Genomic DNA, 22,098 nt, shown 5'->3' on the forward strand with positions numbered 1-22,098 from the left:
AATAATGCAGTGAATATGGGCAAATGGGGAAGAGTGGAAGATAAATTTTAAAAGTAAATTCCAGGTGATGAAACTAAAAATACTTTCTAAAATCTTTATCACCTATCCCCCCGTTCAACCTAAAGTAAAAGAAAATATCGTTGTAATGGAAATATTGATACTTCAATAGTGCCGATATTTTTTTATGCAATTAAGTTAATAGAAGGTAATGGAGAAAATTAAATATCAAAAAAAGTATAATGCGTAATTATCTAGTTGATGGTATAATAAAAACATTGTCATTATCTATAATAAGACTAATGATTAAATAAATGTGTAAAGTGAGACGATTAAATGAGATTTGAAAAATTAGAGAAATCAATAATTAAAATAGATAAGGAGCTTGAGGCTTTAACTATAGCTAAAAAGTATTTATCAAATATAGATGAGATTAATGAAGTAAAAGACACTTTAAATAAGGAACGTCAAATATTAGCAGATGAATTGTATTATGGTGATAAAAAAGCTTATACAAAGTGTTGTGAAATTATTGAAGGATTATTAGATAAAGAACTTGATAAGTATGAGCAAATGGATTTATTAGAAGATATAAAAAAAATCTTTGGAAGAAAATCGCCAAATGTAAGTAAAAGAACTAATGGTCTAAATGCATGGCTTAAGGAGCTTTGCATTGAGTATAAGTGGATAGAGAATGAAAATAGTGACTGGGCTACATTAATTGTAACTGGGTTTGGTTTATATGAATAAAAAAGTAAAATAATATATTTATATATTGGGATATGTTAGTAATAATATGGAGTTTTTATGAAATATACAAGATTGTTAAAGTAATATTAATTTAGGTTTTAATAGTATTAGTATTAAAAAGTTATTTAGAGAAGAAATAAGTTAAAAAGTAAAGATAATTAATATAGCTCTCTATCTAAAGTGGTTAGAGATAGGACTTATAAAAATAAAAATGGAACACCTAAATTTATAAGGGGTGTTCCATTTTAAAATTAAAGATTAGTTTTCTATAAAAATTAATAAAAAGACCGTTTAATTAATTATCTATGATATTGCATTGCTGACCAAGTATTAGGACCAACTCTACCATCGCTAGATAATGAATGTCTTTGTTGAAAATGCTCTACAGCATTTTGTGTTTTGATTCCAAAGTACCCATCTTCACTACCTACATAATAAGCATAGTCTCCTGAACTACTAGCTAATCCATTTAAAAAATGTTGAATTTTTTGTACATTAGAGTCATAGCCACCATTTTGAACGCTCATAATATATCCAGGATAGCTTCCAATAGCTGGGGTGCTGTAATCACATGCTTTTACAGTAGTAGGTGGTGCTATTACACCCATTCCTAATGCCATTGTACATACTACTCCACCAGCAACTAATTTTCTACGTAAATTTTTTAACATTTTAACATCTCCTATAATTTTGTTAGAGTTTTTCCTCTACAATTACATAATATACTTATTTTTACAATTATTCAAGTTAATTCCTGTTAACAAAATTAATATTTATTTAACATATATTTTATTAATCATGTTATAACTAAGAAATAATGCTAAGTTTTTTATTGTTTATGGAAGTAATAGCTACTAATAAGTGAGAATATAAATTTTAATTTGGAGATTTGAACTTGAGTAAGTATCCCAATTTAAATTTGCTAATACGAACTTACCTTGTAAGAGTATTACTATGAATGATAATAAATAGGATTTCCTTTTTATTTTAAAAATTAGTTAAGATTGGAAGGTTTGTGCAAAATTTTATTATAAAAATAAATAAAGTTTAAACATATTAGAAGATAAAATTTGATAAAATGTAAAAATTTTATTATGAAATATACCTTAAAATAAGCTAAGTGTTATTTTAAGGTATACTAATCAATAATAGATAAAAAATTGTTGATTGTTTTAAAGATAATTAATAAAACTAGCTATACATATCGTCTAGGAATTTTAAATTCTATAGCTTTTTCAATTTGTTCTAAAGTTCTAAAATCTTTAGGATCTATAAACATACAAGTGTATCCATCATTGGTAGCTCTTCCAGTCCTACCAATGCGGTGAATATATATTTCAGGACTTTCTGGTATATCATAGTTATAAATATGAGATACACCGCTTACATCTAAGCCCCTGGAAGCTACATCTGTAGCTATTAAATATTGAATATCAGCATTTCTAAAGGCTTTCATTATTCTTTCACGTTTTGATTGAGGAACATCTTTATGTAACTTTTCACAATTATAACCTTTTTGATAAAGTGCTACTTCAAGAGCATCGGCCCTTCTTTTAGTTCTGCAAAATATAATAGCCATAAAAGGATTATCTTCTTCTAATACCTTACATAAAGCATCTTGTTTCCATCTATCAGTAGTCTCTACAACATCTTGTTTTATATTAGCTAAGGTTACAGTTTCTTTTTTTATAGAAATTACCTTAGGGTCATTCATATATCTATAAGCAAGTTTTTTTACTTGTGAGTCCATAGTTGCAGAAAAACAAAGAGTTTGGCGTTTTTTTGGTGCTTGTTTCATTATAGTTTCAACTTCATTTTTAAACCCCATTAAAAGCATTTGATCCGCTTCGTCTAAAACTATAGTTTTAAGTTTTGAAAGATCAATAGTTTTTCTTTCAATGTGGTCTAAAAGTCTACCAGGTGTAGCTATTACTAAATGAATATTTCCATTTAATTTTTTTACTTGAGAACCTATATCTTTTCCTCCATAAGCAGACAATATATTAATATCTTTAGCTTCCTTTAGCTTCATGGCCTCTTCTGTTATTTGAATGGCAAGTTCTCTTGTAGGAGACACAATTAATGCCTGAATATAATTTGAAGTAGTCGATATATTTTCGAAAATAGGTAATAAAAAAGCAAGTGTTTTACCTGTTCCAGTCTGAGCTTCAGCTATAACATCGTTGAAAGTTTTAATAGGTTCAATTGCTTCTGATTGAATCTCAGTTGGTGTTACGATTCCAGATTTTTTTAGAGTAGCTATAATATTTTCGTTAATTCCTAAGTCTTTAAAATTCATATTATTATACCTTTCATCTTAAATGTAATTTATATAGGAGTAATTATAACATAAATAACTATATATGTTGCAATTTAAAATCTATATTTATGTTAATACACTTGTTGAGCACAAAATAAAGTTTATATTAAATTTATTGGTAGGAAGCAGATTACAACATATATATCAAAATGCTTTATTACTAATTAATACTATAGTGAAAAAATATCTTTAAATCTTTAAAATATTATCGCTTTTATTTTAAATAAGTAATCCATAGTATATAATGTAAAGGAATTTAATAATAAAATAATTAAGTTTAGCACTTATAGTAATTTTTAAAACATATACTATTAAGATGAATACTTTAAGTTTTTATAGGAGTAGTTATGTTTATAGAAGAAAATACTTATATTTTGCCAGTAAAATTTGTTAGCACAGATGAGCTTGAAATTGAAAACATAAGAGATTTAATTAATAATATGGAAGAATTTAAAAATCGTATTAAACAGTCAGAAGAAAATTGTAAGGAGGTTAATGAAAAATTAGATAAGGATAGTTAGTTGTATTTTAGAAAGGACAATTTTAAATATGAGGATAAATAAACTACTGAGTAACTTTGGATATTGTTCGAGGAAGGAAGCAAACAGACTTATTGAAGATAAAAGAGTTATGGTTAATGGAAAGCTTTGTGAAAAGGGACAATGGGTAGAGCTTACTGATAGTATTTTAATAGATAATGAACCTATAAAAGAGAAAGAAAAGATTTATATAGCTTTAAATAAACCAATTGGGATCACTTGCACAGCGGCTAATGAGGTTAAGGATAATATAATAGATTTTATTAATTTTAATCAATATATATTTCCGGTAGGAAGGTTAGATAAGGAATCTCAAGGACTTATACTTATGACTAATGATGGTGACTTAGCAAATAAAATATTAGAAGCTGAAAATAAACATGAGAAAGAATATATAGTAACTTTAGATAGGGCCTTTGATGATGAGTTTTTAGTAAGTATGGCATCAGGAGTTGAAATTTGTGGTCAAATAACAAGAAAGTGTATACTTACAAGAATTAATGAAGATACATTTAAGATTATATTAACTCAAGGAATTAATAAACAGATAAGAAGAATGACAAAGGTTTTTGGTTATAATGTTATAAGGTTGGAACGAATTAGAATTATGAATATAGAGCTTAGAGGAATAGAATATGGTAAGTGGCGTAATCTTACAGAAGAGGAGATTATAGAGCTTAATAGTTAAATTTATTTTATTATTTAACAAAAGGGAGCTTAGCAAATCCGGCGAAGGACAAATCTAAGCTCCCATGTAATCAGCACTTACGTACCAACTGCAAATTTATAATAGCATAGTATTTAAAAAAGTGCAAAACATATTTTGGATATGTTTAAAGTTTAATTTCACAATTTAACTAAAAAGTGCATACGATGTTAACAGTTTATAAACTGTGATATAATAGTAGTGATATTCTAAATAATATAGGGAGTGAAAAATAATTGGGGAGGGGTTAATAATGGATTTAAAAATAGATAAAGAATATGTTTTAAAAACTGCCAAGGAAATATTAGAGTTTCATAGTCCTACTGGGTTCTGCTTTGACATTATGAAAGATATAGAAAGCAGAGCTAAAGGCTTTGGGTATGAATTTGAAACTACTAATAAGGGTTGTGGAATAATAACTTTAAAAGGTAAAAGTGACAGTAAAGTGGTAGGATTATCAGCTCATGTAGATACATTAGGTGCAATGGTAAGGTCTATCACAGCAAGTGGTACTCTTAAATTTACACTTTTAGGTGGTCCAATTGTTCCAACTTTAGACGCTGAGTATTGTAAGATAAGAACTAGAGAAGGAAGAATATATACAGGAACATTTTTGAGTACAAGTCCATCAATACATGTTTTTGCTGATAGTAAATCTAAAGTAAGAGATCCTGAAAATATGGAGATTAGAATTGACGAAAAAGTAAAGACTAAGGAAGAGGTAGAAGCGCTTGGAATATGCGCTGGAGACTTTATATTTATAGAGCCTAAAACAGAAATAACAGAAAGTGGTTTTATAAAATCAAGATTTATCGATGATAAAGGTAGTGTAACTGCATTAATGGGGCTATTAGAATTAATGAGCAGGGAAAATATAGTTCCAAGCTATACTACAAAAATATTTATTTCTACCTATGAAGAAGTTGGGCATGGTTCAGCATATATACCACAGGACATAACAGAAATGATAGCTGTAGATATGGGCTGTATAGGTGATGATTTAAATTGTACTGAATATGATGTGTCAATATGTGCAAAGGATTCAGGAGGCCCTTATGATTATAATATGGTAACTGATTTAGTTAATCTAAGCAAGAAAAATAATCTATCTTATGTTGTGGATATATATCCTATGTATGGATCAGATGTTGTTGCTGCACTTAATGCAGGTAATAATATAAGAGGTGCGCTTATTGGACCTGGTGTGCATGCATCTCATGGAATGGAGCGAACACATTATGATGCCATAGAAAATACAATAAAACTATTATATTTATATATAACTAAATAGAGAAAACAACATAAAAATTAAAAAATAAATTTTTTTTATTAATTAAAATTTGTTAAATATTAAAAAAAATAAGAAAAATTTAATGAAATGAACTGATAAAATACTAAAAATTCTGAAAATAAATAAAATTCAAAAATTGACTATGAGTTTTGTGAGTAGTATATTTCTAGTATAAGTGTAAATGATTACTCGGAGGGGATTATTATGATAATAGGTGTTCCAAAGGAAATAAAAAATAATGAGAATAGGGTTGGGTTAACTCCTGGTGGAGTAGGTGAGCTAGTTAATAATGGTCATGAAGTTATAGTAGAAACTAGAGCTGGTCTTGGAAGTGGATTTACTGATGAACAGTATTTAAAAGTAGGAGCTAAAATAGCAGAAGTAAATACTGAGGTGTTTGATAAGAGTGATATTATAGTTAAAGTTAAGGAACCATTGAGAGAAGAATATGATTTATTTAAAAAGGGTCAAAACTTATATACTTATTTACATTTAGCACCTAATAGAGAGCTTACAGAAGCGTTATTAAAAAAGGAAGTTACTGGTATAGCTTATGAAACAGTTCAATTAAATAATGGAAGTTTACCTTTATTAGTACCTATGAGTGAAGTTGCTGGAAGAATGTCTGTACAAGTTGGAGCTAATCTCCTTGAAAAATATAGAGGAGGAATGGGAATACTTTTAGGTGGAGTATCTGGAGTTGCACCAGCAGAAGTAGTTATTATAGGTGGTGGAGTTGTTGGAACTAATGCAGCTAAAATGGCACTTGGTATGGGTGCTAGAGTAACTATTTTGGATGTTAATAAAAGTAGACTGATGTATTTAGATGATGTATTTGGAGGTAGAGTTACAACACTAATTTGTAATGAGCATAATATTTCTGAATCAACTAAAAAGGCTGATTTATTAATTGGAGCAGTTTTAGTTATGGGAGCTAGTGCACCTAAATTAGTAAAAGAAGAAATGGTAAAGAAGATGAAAAAGGGAGCTGTAATAGTAGATGTAGCTATTGATCAGGGTGGTTCAGTAGAAACTATAGATAGGGTTACAACTCACGATAACCCTTGCTATGAAAAACATGGAGTAGTACACTATTCAGTAGCAAATATGCCTGGAGCAGTACCAAGAACCTCAACAATAGCATTAGAATCAGCTACACTTCCATATCTATTAAAGATTGCCAATAACGGTGTAGAAGAAGCATTAAGAGAAGATCACTGTTTATTAAAGGGATTAAATACCTATAAAGGTCATGTTACTTGTGAGCCAGTAGCAAAGAGTTTAAAACTTTCATATGTTGACCCAAGAGAATTTTTCGAATAATATAAATAATACAAACCTTCTAAGCTCAAAAACTTAGAAGGTTTTGCTTGTGTTTTAAACTATTTTTATAAAATAGTTAATTTTAAATAAAAGTATATAAGGAGAAACAAATAATAATTAGTAACTTTAAAATTAAGCCGAATTTTTAAATAATGAGAATTGATAATTATAAAATATATAAATAAATTAATAAATAAATTGATATATATGTAAAAATTATATGTTAATAATAAATAATAGTATATTTAGAGGCATTATAGGCAATTATATTTAAGAAAAAGTGATTTTAACAATAATAATTAAGGTGATGTTTAAGTATAAAAGCTTAATTTTTTAGTATGCAGTTTATTGTGGTAGAATAGTATTAATAATATTAAGTTTAGTGAATTAATAAAATATATTTAAAAGGTTATAAAATAAGGAAAGATATTTTATAGTAAATTAAATTTAGAAAGGTAAGGCATATGAAAGTATATAGTGTAATAAATATAGATATAGTAAAATCTAGAAAAATTAAGGATAGAGCAAATATACAACAAATGATTAAGCAATATTTTAGTACTTTGAATTTAAAGTATAAAGATGTTTTAGTTGCACCTATAACTTTTACATTAGGAGATGAATGGCAATTAGTTTTAAGGAAGACAAATAAAAGCTATGAATTAGTTAATGAAATAAAAAAATTTTTATTATCAAAAAAAATAGAAATTTATTGTGGAATAGGTGTTGGGAGTATAAGTACAAATGAATCTAACGATACAAGAGAAATGGATGGAGAGGCTTTTATCCATGCTAGAAAAGCTATAACTATGGCAAAAACAAATAACAGATTTTATAATAAAGAAATTCATACAAAATATTGTAGAGTAATTTTGATTGGTAATCCGAAGTATATTATGAATACTAATGTATCAAATAGCTATGATGTAGCACAAATGGAAGTTGCCGTTACAATAGAAGATGAATTAAATATAGTTGATATTATTAATGCTCTTATACAAAATAATGAAATGATAGAAAGTAAGTTTACAGAAAAACAAATAGAGGTAATTAACCTTTATGAAGAATTAGGAACATATAATGAAATTCAAAAACTATATCCTAATATGTCTAAATCAAGTACATCTCATAAACTAACAGCATCAAATTACTTTTTGACTGTTTATAATAAACAAATTATAGCAAATTTAATAAAGGTATATACAAAATTATTAATGGAGAGTTAGTATGGATGTTAAAATATTTTTGGTTTGTATTTTAAGTCATATTATTTTTGATTTTGTTTTTCAAGGTCAATCAATACTAGTTAATAGATTTCCTGATAAATTACCTGATGGTGAAAATAAAATAGAAAAAACTATAAAAGGGAATTTGTTTCATTCAATAATTCATTTCCTGGGGATATATGGGCTTATAGTCCTTATATATTATTTATATGGACAAGCTATTACAATTAAAATATGGCAGAGTTTATTAATAATAATATTACATTTTATAATTGATGAAATAAAATCTTTATTATATTTATATAGTAAAAAATTCAAAAATAATATTATGGTATTTGGAGTAGATCAATTGCTACATTTATTAGTTATAATATTTGTAACATTAAAAACTAATTTAAATAAACTAGGTAACATATATGGATATAAACTTTTAGATTATCCTAAAAATATAGATTTTTTGGAAAAAGTATTATTAACACTTTCTATATTTTTTATAGTTACTTGGGTAACAGGAATATTTATAAAAATATTTATAAAAAACTTAGATTTATCTAAAAAACAAGTATATATAAATGAAAATAATAAAAATTCAATTATAAATAAAAATGGAGAAATTATAGCATATTTTTTATCAGAAGCTAAAAATGGCGGTTTTACAATTGGAATATTAGAAAGGATATTTATATTAATTAGTATCATAATAAATTATCCATCAATGATAGGATTTGTATTAACGGCAAAATCATTAGCTAGATTGAAAAAACTTTCAGAAGATAATTTTGCAGAATATTTTATTATAGGAACATTAATAAGTTTTATATCAGCTATAATTGGAGGAGTAATAATTCGTAGTTTATTTTTATAATTCATTTATAAAAATAACTAAATCACAATTGTTTCTTTTTGCATATTTTATAGCTTTTCTTGCAAGATGAAAGGAAGGACCATCTAACTGATTTACTGTTAATTCAAAATTATTTATTGTAATAGAGCCTATGCCAACACCTGTATAAAAGTTAATATCAGAAGGTAAATTATTTTTGAAAAATTTTATTACTTCATTATAATCACTATCTCCTTTCAGTAATCCTTGCCATTCATCACCAAGTGTTATTAAAAATGGTGATAATATTATGTCGCTAAATAGTTGATTACATTTTTTTATAACTTTAATTAAATTTTCCTGTATTTCATTTCTATTTAATAAATTACGTGAATGCTTTATATCAAAAATCATAGTAATATAATTCATAGTTACCTCCTTTAAAGTTATATATGATTATATTTGTATTTATAAATTAAAAATGAGTTGATGCTAAAATATAAACTTTTTATAAGTGTACGTTTTAACATCAACTCTATAATAAAAAGTATATTTTATTATATACTTTTTATGGTAAAAAAGTGAGAAAAATAAACTTTTATTTATGAATAATATCTTTTACATAATTAGGTAGAGCGAATGCACCTACATGTAAATCTGTATTATAATATTTGGTCTTTAAATTTAAAGCATTCCATTTAGCAGCATCTAAATTTTTTATAGGATGTAAATTTTTGGATGCAAAGCAGAAAATCCAATGACCTGATGGATAAGTAGGCATATGATATTGATAAGCTTCACATACTTTAAAAATATCTTGTAATTTATTAAAAGAACGTTTCATTTCTTTAGCATTATTATCAAAATAAGGACTTTCACATTGATTTATTAATATTCCATCAAATGTTAACGCTTTAAAACAATTAGTATAAAACTCAGTTGTAAAAAGACCTTCTCCAGGACCAATAGGATCAGTTGAATCTACTATTATTAAATCATATTGATTTTCTTTACCTATTACAAATTTTATACCATCTTCAAAAAATAAATTTACACGAGAATCATCTAACTTATTTGCTGTAAATGGTAAGAATTCTTTAGCAGCAGTAACAACTAATTCATCTATTTCAACCATATCTATGTTTTTAATAGTTTTATATCTTGTTAATTCTCTTACTGTACCACCATCACCGGCACCTATAACAAGTACATTTTTTATATTAGGATTTGTAGCCATTGCTACATGAGTTATCATTTCATGATAAATAAATTCATCTTTTTCTGTTATCATTGTCCAGTTATCTATAACTAGAACTCTACCAAATTCAAAAGTATCCAAAACATCTATTTTCTGAAAATCACTTTGAGCTGAATATAAGTGTTTTTTAACTTTCATTGAAAAATTTACGTTGTCAGTTTGGTTTTCTGTATACCATAATTCCATATCAGCCATCTTTCCTAAGCCTCCATTTTAAATTTTATTTCCATATTATTATAAGCGCCATTGGCAAAGTTTACAATTTTATCAACTAAACCTCTAGCAACTTCTGTAGATTCACTTCTTTCTGCTTTTAAAACATCTTCAAGATATTTAAAAGCAATCCATGGATTAACGCTATCACCACAAGTAAATAAATCCACAGATGCGTAGCCATATTCAGGCCATGTATGGATAGTAAGATGTGATTCCTGGATTATTACAGCACCGCTGACTCCCCAGGGATTAAATTTGTGGAAACAACTTGTGACTATAGTTGCATTAGACCTAACAGCAGCTTCTTTCATATATTTTTCAATAATCTCATGATTCTTAAGAATCTCCTTATCACAGTTATAATATTCCACTAAAATATGTCTTCCCAATTGTTCAATATTCATAATAAATCCCTCCGTAAATTTTAATTTAGTTCCATCCAACAGATAAATATTTCTTTAATAAAAATGCTTCACTCATGTAACCTCCTATGAATAAAAAATTTTTGCGTAAAAGTTTAGTATTAGTAAACACAAAATAACTCTATACTAAACAAAAATAGAATAGCAAGAAAACTAATCTTTGTCAATATAATTATTAAAATAAAATTTTTACTTTTTATAGAAATAGGTGAATATATATATTTAATTTTATTATATTTAACTATAAAATTATTCAAGCACTTTAGATTTTTTAGTAAAATACATTTGACAATTACAATATATGGGAAAAATTAATTTAAGTTACAAACATAAAGAATTAAACATAATAAAAATCAATATTGAGTTTCCATAAAAAATAAAATTAATATATTATTTCTATATATTAGTTTTATTACAATATATAGAAATAATTGACATAATGTTTTTTTTTATATAAAATTAAGTTAATGCTAATAACAGCATAATATAAAAATTATATGCATTATTATAGGGGGAATGAAAATGCAAGAAAAAGTATTAAGAATAGTAAACCATATTATGAAGAATAAAAAAGACTTAATAATTTATTTGGTAATATTAATTGTATTAGCTATAATAAATAGTTATTGTCAGTATAAGATCATAGAATCATTTGGATTTGGTGTTGGTAAATATGGAACATTAAGTTTTATCGTTGGGGTAGGACAATTAATAAATATGGGATATTATATTTATAAAGTTGCAAGACAAGTATCAAATATGGAAGATAAAAGAGAGTATGGCATTAATATGGTAATAATGGCTATATTATTAATAGTATTTAATTTTATAGTTATCAAATTAATGAATTTGATATTAATTCCAGTTTTTAATTTATAATTATAATAAGGATAAGGTTAACATAATAAAAAGTACATTATGCAATAGAACATAATGTACTTTTTATTGTTAGAATAATATAAATTTTAATATTAAATTTTACATCCCAAGTTCTGTTATGTATTTATAAGAAGCATTAATAGCTTGTGTTTTAGTTTCATAGATGTATCTTTTTCCAAGCTTGTCTATAAAGTTCATATTTTTTAGAATTTTCATAGGATATTTATTTACATGTGTTAAAATAAGTTTAATATTATATTTTTGGCAACGTTCAAGAAGGGTATTTAAAGCTTCAATAGCTGATGCATCAATGGAATGAGCATGACGCATATCTAAAATTAGTACCTCTGCTGAAGGTTTAACCTCGTCCATAACATTCATGAAATTTTGTACTATTCCAAAAAATAATGGGCCATTTACTTGATAAACTAAAATTTTATCATTGGCGTTATCTAACATTTCGGAAAGATTTTCATCTAAAACATCTTCATTTGCAAGATCTCTTATTCTAGTAGTATCCGCAATTTTTTTCATAAATAAAAACATTGCAACTATCATACCTATTTCAATTGCCATAACTAAATCAAAAATTACTGTAAGGAAAAAGGTTAATAATAGAACCATAACATCACTTTTAGGTGCCTTAAGTAGAGCTTTGAAACTTCTCCAGCCACTCATATTATAAGATACAACTACTAATATAGCTGCTAAGGTTGTCATTGGAATAAGCTTAGCAAATGGCATAAATAATAGCATTATTAAAAACAATATAATAGCATGAATTATACCAGAAATAGGAGTTCTACCTCCACTTTTTATGTTGGCAGCAGTTCTAGCTATTGCTCCAGTAACTGGTATGCCTCCAAATAAAGCCGATCCTACATTAGCAACACCTTGTGCTACAAGCTCCATATTAGAATCATGTTTTGAGCCGCACATACCGTCTGCTACAACTGCTGATAATAATGATTCAACGGCTGCTAAAATTGCTATTGTTAATGCTGGTTTGAATAAGTCCTTTATAGTGCTTAAATCAATTGATACTAAATGTGGTATAGGAATAGTAGAAGATATATTTTGAAATCTACTTCCTATAGTTTCAACAGGAAGATTAAAAACATTTACCACTAGTGTAGCCATAATTAGTGCAACTAATGAACCTGGAATAGTTTTATTAATTTTAGGCCAAATAACTATTATAAAAATGCAAGAAAGGCCAACAATTAAAGTGGGAAGATTAATAGTATTCATATTAGAAAAATAAACTTTCCACTTTGGAATAAAATCAGCAGGGACATTAGCTATATTAAGTCCAAACAGGTCTTTAATTTGAGTAGATAATAATGTTATGGCTATACCACTAGTAAAGCCTACTGTTATAGTAGTAGGTACATATTTTATTACTGAACCGAGTTTTAAAATTCCCATTAGGATTAGAATGATACCAGCCATTAAGGTAGCTATAATAAGTCCATTGATTCCATAACCTTGAATAATGCCATAAACAATAACTACAAAAGCACCGGTAGGGCCGCCTATTTGTACTCTACTTCCTCCTAAAAGAGATATTATAAATCCACCAACTATTGCGGTTATAAGACCTTTTTCTGGAGATACACCAGAAGAAATACCAAGTGCAATAGATAATGGTAAGGCTATTATAGCAACTATAATTCCAGCTACAACATCTTTAATGATTTGTTCTTTAGAGATATTATTTTCTCTGATTAGTTTAAATAATTTTGGTGACATATAGATATATCCTTTCTTTAACTTTAGTACCTTTAATTGGATTATAAAATCTATGTAAAGTTATAATTTACACAAAAAAATAAGAAAAATTTATAAGTCCAATTTTTTAGTCCAGTTACTATATTACTATTAAGTTAATTTTAAGTCAAAAAAATATAAAAGCATATTATTATAAAATGCAAAACAATTATATATTAACAATAAATTAGTATATTTTTTCGTATAAGATTAATTTTAAAAGTCATGATAAAAGTATAGAGGTTTAATAAAAAGCTTATGGAGGAGTACATATGAAGAAAAAAATGATTATAGGGACTATAGTAATAGTTATTTTAGGAATTATATTTTCTTTGTCGATGATTGCAAAAAATAAAAATAAATATAAGTCAGTTAAGACTGCTGTAGTTAGTAAAGGAGATATAAAATCTTACTTATCAACTACGGGAACTATTAAATCAAAGAATATTAAGGAATATTTTGGACCACAAGGAAAGGTTTCTAAAATTAATTTTAAATTAGGAGCTTCAGTCAAAAAAGGGGATATTCTAGTAGTTTATGATATACAAGATTTAAATACACCTGTAAAACAGGCAGAATTACAGTATAACAATGCCATTCTTCAGAAACAGGACTTAGTTAATCAAAGTAATCAAATGACTATAAATATTAATGATAAAAATAATAAAATAAGTGATTTGACAAAAAGTATAAATGACTTGAATAATCAGATTACTAGCTTAAATAAGCCAAATAATAATCAAGTATCATCACAATTAGATTCAATTATTAAACAAAGAGATAGCTTAGTTCAGCAAAAAAACTCTTTAATGCAACAAAGGGATGCTTTGCAACCAATATCAAATGAAAAAATGCAACAGGCTGATAATGCTATAAAGAATAGTAAATTAGCTTTAGATACTGCAAAAGAGAATTTAGCAAAGAACACAGGAAATATAGTTTCAGATGTAGATGGAGTTGTTACAGCTATAAATGTTTTAGAAGGAGGAGTTGGAACTCAACAACAAGCTGCAATAGTAGTTCAAACAATTAATGACCTTAAAGTCACTATTTCAGTAGGGAGATATGATATAGATAAGGTTAAGTTAGATAAATCTGCTATAGTTAAGAGTTCTACAAATGAGTATCGTGGAAAGGTTTCTAAAATTTATCCTGTAGCAGAAGTTTCTAAGACGGTAGCTTCAGGGGAGGCTACAATTCAAGTGGATGTAGATTTAATAGAGAATGCACCCAATCTTAAAGTTGGGTTTGATGCGGATGTAGATATATTATTAGATGAGGTGAAAAATGTTATTAAAATTCCAGCAGAAAGTATTAAAACAGATAAAAATGGAAAAAGCTTTGTTTATGTTGTAGAAAATAATAAGGCTGTAGAAAAAGAGATTAAAAAGGAAGTTAGATCTGAAACTGAAGTTCAAGTAGAAGGTGTTAATGAAGGAAGTAGGGTTATTCTTAATCCAACAGATGTAATTCAAAATGGAACGCTTGTAAAGTAGGTGATAAAATGAGTGATAATTACGTAGTTCAAGTTAAAGATATAGAAAAAATCTATGATAGTGGAGAGATTAATTTTAAAGCTCTAAATAAAATAAATCTTAATTTTTCTAAAGGGGAGTTTACATCGATAATGGGTGCTTCAGGTTCTGGAAAATCTACTTTTATGAATATATTAGGTTGTTTAGATAAGATGACTGAAGGAAAGTATGTGCTTAATAATAAAGATATATCACTACTTAAGGATGATGAATTAGCTCGTATAAGAAATAAAGAGATAGGTTTTGTGTTTCAAGCCTTTAATCTTTTACCTAGAATGAATATATTAGAAAATGTGGAATTACCTATGACTTATGGAGGTATAAGTCCAAAGATAAGAAGGGAAAGAGCTATAAAAGCTTTAGAAAAGGTAGGTTTGGGAAATAGACTTAATCATAAACCTAATGAGATATCAGGTGGTCAGAAACAAAGGGTAGCAATAGCAAGGGCTATAGTAAATGAGCCGACCATAATTATGGCAGATGAACCAACTGGAAATCTTGATACAAGGTCTACCCTTGATATTTTAAAGATATTTCAAGATTTAAATGATGAGGGAGCTACCATAATTATGGTTACTCATGAACCAGATGTAGCTAAATATACTAAAAGGATTATTAGATTTAAAGATGGTGAAGTTGTAGAAGACAAAAACGTAGAAGATAGAATTAGACTATAGGAGTAAATAAAATGAATATATTTGAAAATTTTAAAATGGCTATGGATAGCATAAAATCAAATAAAATGCGCTCTTTTTTAACTATGCTTGGAATAATTATAGGTATAAGCTCTGTTATAACGATAATTTCATTAGGTAGTGGCGGAAAGAATAGTATATTAGATCAGTTTGAAAAAATGGGAGCTAATAATATAAATATTACAGTAGATACGACTAATGCAAATTCAAATGATTATATAACATTAAAAGATGTGGAATCAATAAAAACAAAAGTAGATACAATAAAATATGTAATACCTACAAACCAACAAAGAGGTAAGGTTTTTTCAGATGTCAAGAGTAAAACTGCTAGTATAACAGGTACTACGGAAAATTACTTAGAAGTTAATAATACAAATATATTATATGGGAGATTTTTTAATAGCGATGAAGTGCTAAATAGTAGAGCTGTTGCAGTAATTGATGAGAATACAGCTAAAGATTTATTTGGTTATTCAGATGTAGTAGGTAAAAATATTAAGCTAAGTTCAGATAGTATAACTAAAACTATAAATATAGTTGGAGTAAGTGAAAGTATAAATATGGGACCTCAAAAGGATGTAGCATTTATAACAACACCAATAACTTTTTTCAAAATAATATATCCTATGGCTGATAAAATATCATCTATAACATTTACAGCTACTTCAAAAGATGATTCAGATATAGCCTCTAGAGTAGCTATAAATATCTTAGAAAGTAGACATAATAATGAGGGAAGAGATATTTATAAAACACAAAATATTATGGAAAAACTAACACAAGTGAATAATATTTTAGGTATATTTACTACTTTTATTGCAGCCGTGGCATCTATCTCACTTCTAGTAGGAGGAATTGGTGTTATGAATATAATGCTTGTATCTGTAACTGAAAGAACTAGGGAGATTGGAATAAGAAAAGCTATAGGTGCAACAACAAGAACAATATTGATTCAATTTTTAACTGAATCATCAATTGTATCATTAATTGGAGGAATTATAGGGTTAATATTAGGTATTGTAGCTTCACAAATTATAGGAATTTTAGTGGGAGTAGCACCAGCAATCTCTATAATTGCAATTTTGGGAGTGATTTTATTTTCTTCTGCTATAGGGATATTTTTTGGAATTTATCCAGCGAAGAAGGCAGCTAATTTAGACCCAATAGATGCTTTGAGATATGAATAGATATATATAATAAAAAGTTAAAAGTGACAAATATATTTTAAAAAATTAATTTGAAATTACATATAACGCTTAATGATTTAGAAATAAATTATTAAGCGTTATTATTTTAGGTGAAAATCCAAATTCTAGATTTTCCTATTAAAGATTAATAGGAAAGTTAAATCTACGATTTGGTTATTTGAACATATCCTTTAAAAACATTCTTATAAATAGCGAGTTTTCTTTAGAATGAAAAATAAAGAAAAAACGTGTAATTTTGAGAAAAAATTAGAAATATAAAGTTAATCTTGTATAAAATTAGAAAATAAGTATAAATGGTTAAGTTACAGGGTTTACCAATAGCGAGTATCACTGTATTATTTAATTAATACAGTGATACTGAAAGGAGATGAGTTTATGGGTTTAGAGTTTAACTCAAATGAACCTATATATCTTCAAATATTTAATTATATAAAGAAGAAAATACTTAGCAATGAGCTTAAGGAGGGAGAAAAATTGCCATCAGTTAGAGAGTATGCATCAGAACTTAGAGTGAATCCAAATACAATTCAAAGAGTCTATTCTGAACTAGAAAACATAAATCTTATTTATACTCAAAGAGGTGTTGGTAAATTTGTAACATCTGATAAAAAGGTTATGGCTGAGTTTAGAAAAGATATGTCTAAGGAATTTATATTAAGATTTGTAAAGGAAGCAAAGGATATGGGTTTTAAAAAAGATGAGCTTATAGAATTTATAAGTAATAAGTATGAGGAGGTTTAGTTATGGATTCTGTATTAGAGGTTAAAGAACTAATTAAAAGTTATAGAGGAAAAAGAGTGTTAAATGGGGTGAGTTTTAATCTTGAAAAAGGAAAGGTTTTAGGTATATTAGCACCAAATGGAGTAGGGAAATCAACACTTTTAGATATTATAGCTAATCTTTGCAAGAAGGATAGTGGTTCGGTTAAAATTAATGGTTTAGAAGTATCAAGTAAGACTAAAGATTTTGTATCTTATTTACAAGAAAAAAATGTTCTTTATAATTGGATGACTGTTAAAGATGCAATGAACTTTTATAAAGATTTCTTTAAAGATTTTAGTGAAGAAAAATTCAGGGAACTTATGGAATTTATGAGTTTGGATGAAAGAATGAAGGTACGTAAACTTTCTAAGGGAATGAAGGAAAGATTAGAGCTTGCTTTAACTTTAAGTAGAGAAACTAAGCTTTATATTTTAGATGAACCTATATCAGGAGTTGATATAGTAGCAAGGGAAAGGATAGCAGATACAATTATCAAAAATATTAATGAGGAAAGTTCAATGATAATAACAACCCATTATATAGGAGAATTAGATAGGATTTTTGATGAAGTGATGTTCATTTGTGATGGAGAAATTTGTGAATTTGGTTTAGCTGATGATTTGAGAGAAAAATATGGTATGTCCTTACAAGATATATATAAAAAGATATTTGGGGGTATTAGAAGATGAAAAATATAATTAAGTTGATGAAATATGGGTTAAGAGAAAATCTAATTTTTTATATATTGGAGTTCTTAATTTTCACATTCGTTTTAACAACAATAAGGGGTGGTGGAAAACTAATATTTAATAATATAACAGTACTAGTAACGACACCATTACTTGCAATAATCTTAGGTATAAATACTATTTTATGTATAAAGGGATTTTACAGCAATATATCTAAAGCGAGAGGAAGATTACTTTTCACAACTAATATCAAAGGGGTAGAATTTTTAACATCAAAATACTTGGAATTTTTAATTATAAATCTTCCTTTTTATATAGTAGCAGCTATAAAAATAGCTTTAATAAATTCATTAAATAGTGTATCAGTATTAAATATATATATGCTTATAGAGTTTTTATTTTTCTATATGATAGTAACACTGATAATAATAATAGTAGATTGTTATACAAGCAGTTCAGAAGGAACTATATTTTTTACGTTTATAGCTTTGATTGTATTAAAAATTGTTACCGATATAATAACTTTAATATTACCTAAATGGTATTTATCAGCAGATAAGATAAGGTTTGGTATTTGTGATTTTATTCTTTCTATAATAGTTATAGTAGTACTTTATGTTTTTTCAGTAAATAAATTAGAGAAAAAATTAGATATTTAAGAGGTGATTTAAATGAGAATAAAGAAAGTGTTGAGTGTATTATTAGTATTATCAGCAGTTACATTAACAGGATGTGATGTACATTTTGATATTGGACAAAATTCTAAAATTTCAAAAATTAGTAGTAAAGATATTAAGGAAATAGATAAAAGTTTTAAATTAAATAACGTTAATGATTTGAGAATAGCTATAGGAAGATCAGATGTTAATATTGTTCTGACTGATGGAGATGAAATAAGGGTTAAAGGTAAAATATATGATGGAAATGATAATGTGATTTCTAAGCAAAGTGGAAGTACTATGACTATAGAAGAAAAAGACCTTGATTATGGTTCATGGGATTCAGAGTGGAATTTTTCAGATAAGGATTTTAGTTTTTTTAGAGATAATAATAGTGAAATAGATATAGAAATACCAAAAGCATATAAAGAAAATATAGGTTTTAAATTTGGGGCAGGAGATGTAAAAATAAACGATTTAGAAGTCAAAAAGATAGATTTTAAAGCTGATGCTGGAAATGTAAATATAGATAATATTATATTTAATGACTTAGATATTAAATGTGGAGCAGGAAATTTAGATATAAACTTAAAGAAAAAGAATGGAAATATAGATATAAAAGGTGGGGTTGGAAATACAAAAATAACATTAAAAGAGGTTGGTGGTAACCTTAAGATTGCAGGTGGGGTAGGAAATTCAACAATAGATATTCCTGATAATTCGCCAGTAGATATAAAGGCTGCTGGTGGATTAGGGAATACAAATATTTCTGCAAAAACATCAGGTGAAAATAAATATACCTTTGATATAAAAGCTGGAGTTGGAAATATAAGTGTAAAATAAGTAAAAAACCTTTGGATTAGTATAGAAAGACTTTTCTAAAGGTTTTTTACTTATAGTAAATAATACAATATTTGGAGATGAAAATAAATTTATCTATTATTTTTTAAAATATGTCTTATAATAATTATGGGTGATTAAATATGAGAAAGACAATAGGAATATTAGCACATGTAGATGCTGGAAAAACTACCTTCGCAGAACAGGTTCTTTATCATACCAATAGTATTAGGAGTAGAGGAAGAGTAGATCATAGGGATTCATTTTTAGATAGTCATAGCATAGAAAGGGAAAGAGGAATTACTGTTTTTTCAGATCAGGCTATATTTGAATATGAAGATTCAACCTATTATTTAATAGATACTCCAGGACATATAGATTTTTCTTGTGAAATGGAGAGGGCTATTGAAGCGATGGATTATGCGGTTTTAATAATAAGTGCTCTTCAAGGTGTACAAGGACATACTGAGACAGTTTGGCAATTGCTTAGAAAAAATAAAATTCCAACTTTTATTTTTATAAATAAGATGGACAGTGCAATATTAACTGAAAATGAAATTTTATGTGAGATAAAGGATAATTTAAGTAAGGATGTTTGTTCTATAACTAATGAGTTTAGTAGTGTAATAAATGAGGAACTTATTGAGTTTATTGCAGAACGTGATGAAGAACTTTTTTTAAATTATATTGAAGGAAAATACAGTTATGAAGTATGGTTTAACAAATTTATTGCTTTAATTAAAGAAAATAAGGTTTTTCCATGTTTTAGTGGCTCGGCTTTGCAGGACATTGGTATAGATAAATTTTTAGATAAGCTACATAAATTAACTTATACTGATTATTCTGAAGCTGAAGGTTTTGGTGGGAAAGTATACAAAATTAGGCATGATGATATAGGAAATAAACTTACTTTTATAAAAGCATTAAAAGGTAGTTTAAATATAAAACAAGAGATTATTTATGGTGATAACAAATTAGGAAAAATTAATAATATAAGAATATATAATGGAACTAAGTATAAAGAAGTTAAAAAAGTAGTTGCTGGAGATGTATTTGCAGTTATAGGATTAGATAGCTCTAAAATAGGGGATTGTATTGGAAACATAAACTATAAACCAAATTTTGAAATGGTGCCTACTTTAAGTTCTAAAGTTATTTTTGATAGTAAGCTAAATGTTAAAAACATTTTAGAATATTTTAAACTTTTGGAGGAAGAGGATCCAGGCTTAAATATAATTTGGCAGGAAAAGACAAAAGAAATTCAAGTTCATATTATGGGGATTATTCAACTAGAGGTATTAAAGCAGGTTGTTAAAGAAAGATTTAATTTGGATGTAGAATTTGCTCCTTGTGAGATTATTTATAAGGAAACAATAGAGAATACGGTTATAGGATATGGTCATTTTGAGCCTCTAGGCCATTATGCAGAAGTACATTTAGAGCTAGAAACTTTAAAAAGGGGAAGCGGAATAGTTTTTTCAAATAAGTGCCATGTAGATGATTTGGCAGTGGGAAATCAAAATCTTGTAAGGACACATATTTTTGAAAAGGAACATAGTGGAATATTGACAGGGTCTGAACTAACTGATATAAAGATAACATTATTAACTGGAAGAGCTCACAATAAGCATACAAGTGGAGGAGATTTTAGAGAAGCTACTTTTAGAGCTTTAAGACAAGGTTTAGAGAAAGCTAATAATATATTACTTGAACCTTATTATGATTTTAAAATACAGGCTGATGTAGATTATATAGGGAAAATAATTTCAGATATTCAAAGACTTAATGGAAGTTTTAAAGAACCAGAAATTGTAGAAAATAAGTTTATAATACGTGGGAGGGGCCCCGTATCTAAATTTATGAGTTATACTATGGAATTTATTAATAATACAAGGGGTAAAGGAAAAATATCTTTTAAGTTATCAGGCTACGACAGATGCCATAATGAAGATGAGATTATACAAAATAAAAATTATAATAAGAAAGCAGACATAGAATGTACATCAAGTTCTATTTTCTGTTCAAAAGGTCAAGCATTTGTGGTAGAAGGTGAAAACGTAGAAAGATATATGCACTGTATAGAATAGTTTCTTTAAACCTATAGTTAATTTAAAGAGAGAAAGCTATTAATTATTGAATTTTCAATAATTAATAGCTTATTTGCTATTCTATATAAATCCTAATAGA

General features: G+C 27.0%; 22 protein-coding genes. 16 read left to right on the forward strand and 6 right to left on the reverse strand.

The annotated features are described in order from the left end of the window. Positions 1-333 precede the first annotated feature (333 nt). A complete protein-coding gene (locus BUB01_RS08190) occupies positions 334-747 on the forward strand; it encodes a hypothetical protein (protein ID WP_072986215.1) in 414 nt (137 codons plus the stop codon). A gap of 299 nt (positions 748-1,046) precedes the next feature. On the opposite strand, the gene BUB01_RS08195 is transcribed toward BUB01_RS08190, so the two are convergent. Together BUB01_RS08195 and BUB01_RS08200 are read right to left on the reverse strand one after the other, a co-directional pair. Next, positions 1,047-1,418 carry a peptidoglycan-binding domain-containing protein gene (locus BUB01_RS08195; protein WP_084108519.1) on the reverse strand — a complete coding sequence of 124 codons (372 nt, stop codon included), beginning with the start codon at positions 1,416-1,418 and terminating at the stop codon, positions 1,047-1,049. Between the two features lie 524 nt (positions 1,419-1,942). Next, complete coding sequence (locus BUB01_RS08200) at positions 1,943-3,046, reverse strand: DEAD/DEAH box helicase (RefSeq protein ID WP_072986216.1); 1,104 nt, start codon at positions 3,044-3,046, stop codon at positions 1,943-1,945. Positions 3,047-3,414: 368 nt separating this feature from the next. Here BUB01_RS08200 and BUB01_RS23140 point away from each other — a divergent pair, with 368 nt between their 5' ends. The 6 genes from BUB01_RS23140 to BUB01_RS08225 all read left to right on the forward strand — a co-directional run bounded on the left by BUB01_RS23140 (position 3,415) and on the right by BUB01_RS08225 (position 9,017). Then, positions 3,415-3,588: a hypothetical protein gene (locus tag BUB01_RS23140; protein WP_159433217.1), complete on the forward strand. Its 174-nt coding sequence runs from the start codon at positions 3,415-3,417 to the stop codon at positions 3,586-3,588. 28 nt (positions 3,589-3,616) lie between these two features. Further along, positions 3,617-4,294 carry a pseudouridine synthase gene (locus BUB01_RS08205; RefSeq protein ID WP_072986217.1) on the forward strand — a complete coding sequence of 226 codons (678 nt, stop codon included), beginning with the start codon at positions 3,617-3,619 and terminating at the stop codon, positions 4,292-4,294. A gap of 271 nt (positions 4,295-4,565) precedes the next feature. Next, positions 4,566-5,603, forward strand: coding sequence for a M42 family metallopeptidase (locus tag BUB01_RS08210; protein WP_072986218.1), 1,038 nt, complete (start codon positions 4,566-4,568; stop codon positions 5,601-5,603). A gap of 204 nt (positions 5,604-5,807) precedes the next feature. After that, positions 5,808-6,926: an alanine dehydrogenase gene (ald, locus tag BUB01_RS08215; RefSeq protein WP_072986219.1), complete on the forward strand. Its 1,119-nt coding sequence runs from the start codon at positions 5,808-5,810 to the stop codon at positions 6,924-6,926. A gap of 464 nt (positions 6,927-7,390) precedes the next feature. Continuing rightward, complete coding sequence (locus BUB01_RS08220) at positions 7,391-8,152, forward strand: SatD family protein (RefSeq protein ID WP_072986220.1); 762 nt, start codon at positions 7,391-7,393, stop codon at positions 8,150-8,152. A gap of 1 nt (position 8,153) precedes the next feature. Further along, positions 8,154-9,017, forward strand: a complete 864-nt coding sequence (locus BUB01_RS08225) for a DUF3307 domain-containing protein (protein ID WP_072986221.1) — start codon at positions 8,154-8,156, stop codon at positions 9,015-9,017. Here BUB01_RS08225 and BUB01_RS08230 read toward each other — a convergent pair. The 3 genes from BUB01_RS08230 to speD form a co-directional block, all read right to left on the reverse strand. After that, complete coding sequence (locus BUB01_RS08230) at positions 9,012-9,404, reverse strand: SatD family protein (protein ID WP_072986222.1); 393 nt, start codon at positions 9,402-9,404, stop codon at positions 9,012-9,014. The two genes, BUB01_RS08225 and BUB01_RS08230, sit on opposite strands and share 6 nt — an antisense overlap. 169 nt (positions 9,405-9,573) lie before the next feature. Next, the gene (gene speE, locus BUB01_RS08235; protein ID WP_072986313.1) at positions 9,574-10,419 is read right to left on the reverse strand and encodes a polyamine aminopropyltransferase; all 846 of its coding nucleotides are present in this window, start codon (positions 10,417-10,419) and stop codon (positions 9,574-9,576) included. A gap of 14 nt (positions 10,420-10,433) precedes the next feature. Next, positions 10,434-10,847 (reverse strand): adenosylmethionine decarboxylase, encoded by a 414-nt coding sequence (gene speD / locus BUB01_RS08240; protein WP_200802858.1) that lies wholly within the window; start codon positions 10,845-10,847, stop codon positions 10,434-10,436. A gap of 546 nt (positions 10,848-11,393) precedes the next feature. Here speD and BUB01_RS08245 point away from each other — a divergent pair. Continuing rightward, complete coding sequence (locus BUB01_RS08245) at positions 11,394-11,750, forward strand: hypothetical protein (protein ID WP_072986224.1); 357 nt, start codon at positions 11,394-11,396, stop codon at positions 11,748-11,750. A gap of 99 nt (positions 11,751-11,849) precedes the next feature. Here the strand turns inward: BUB01_RS08245 and BUB01_RS08250 are convergent, their stop codons facing one another. Further along, positions 11,850-13,502, reverse strand: a complete 1,653-nt coding sequence (locus BUB01_RS08250; RefSeq protein ID WP_072986225.1) for a SulP family inorganic anion transporter — start codon at positions 13,500-13,502, stop codon at positions 11,850-11,852. Between the two features lie 290 nt (positions 13,503-13,792). Between BUB01_RS08250 and BUB01_RS08255 the strand changes: the two genes are divergently transcribed. The 8 genes from BUB01_RS08255 (at position 13,793) to BUB01_RS08290 (ending at position 21,998) form a co-directional block, all read left to right on the forward strand. After that, positions 13,793-15,016 (forward strand): efflux RND transporter periplasmic adaptor subunit, encoded by a 1,224-nt coding sequence (locus tag BUB01_RS08255; protein WP_072986226.1) that lies wholly within the window; start codon positions 13,793-13,795, stop codon positions 15,014-15,016. An 8-nt stretch (positions 15,017-15,024) separates the two neighbouring features. Further along, positions 15,025-15,732, forward strand: a complete 708-nt coding sequence (locus BUB01_RS08260) for an ABC transporter ATP-binding protein (RefSeq protein WP_072986227.1) — start codon at positions 15,025-15,027, stop codon at positions 15,730-15,732. An 11-nt stretch (positions 15,733-15,743) separates the two neighbouring features. Continuing rightward, positions 15,744-16,940 carry an ABC transporter permease gene (locus BUB01_RS08265; protein ID WP_072986228.1) on the forward strand — a complete coding sequence of 399 codons (1,197 nt, stop codon included), beginning with the start codon at positions 15,744-15,746 and terminating at the stop codon, positions 16,938-16,940. Positions 16,941-17,336: 396 nt separating this feature from the next. Further along, positions 17,337-17,702 carry a GntR family transcriptional regulator gene (locus tag BUB01_RS08270; protein ID WP_072986229.1) on the forward strand — a complete coding sequence of 122 codons (366 nt, stop codon included), beginning with the start codon at positions 17,337-17,339 and terminating at the stop codon, positions 17,700-17,702. A gap of 2 nt (positions 17,703-17,704) precedes the next feature. Beyond that, positions 17,705-18,412: an ABC transporter ATP-binding protein gene (locus BUB01_RS08275; RefSeq protein ID WP_072986230.1), complete on the forward strand. Its 708-nt coding sequence runs from the start codon at positions 17,705-17,707 to the stop codon at positions 18,410-18,412. Continuing rightward, positions 18,409-19,071, forward strand: a complete 663-nt coding sequence (locus BUB01_RS08280; protein WP_072986231.1) for a hypothetical protein — start codon at positions 18,409-18,411, stop codon at positions 19,069-19,071. Before BUB01_RS08275 ends, BUB01_RS08280 begins: the two co-directional genes overlap by 4 nt. A 12-nt stretch (positions 19,072-19,083) precedes the next feature. Then, a complete protein-coding gene (locus BUB01_RS08285) occupies positions 19,084-19,914 on the forward strand; it encodes a DUF4097 family beta strand repeat-containing protein (RefSeq protein ID WP_072986232.1) in 831 nt (276 codons plus the stop codon). 140 nt (positions 19,915-20,054) lie between these two features. Continuing rightward, the gene (locus tag BUB01_RS08290; RefSeq protein WP_072986233.1) at positions 20,055-21,998 is read left to right on the forward strand and encodes an elongation factor G; all 1,944 of its coding nucleotides are present in this window, start codon (positions 20,055-20,057) and stop codon (positions 21,996-21,998) included. Positions 21,999-22,098: the final 100 nt, after the last annotated feature.

It is taken from the genome of Clostridium cavendishii DSM 21758, assembly GCF_900141845.1.
Taxonomy (GTDB): domain Bacteria; phylum Bacillota; class Clostridia; order Clostridiales; family Clostridiaceae; genus Clostridium_AG; species Clostridium_AG cavendishii.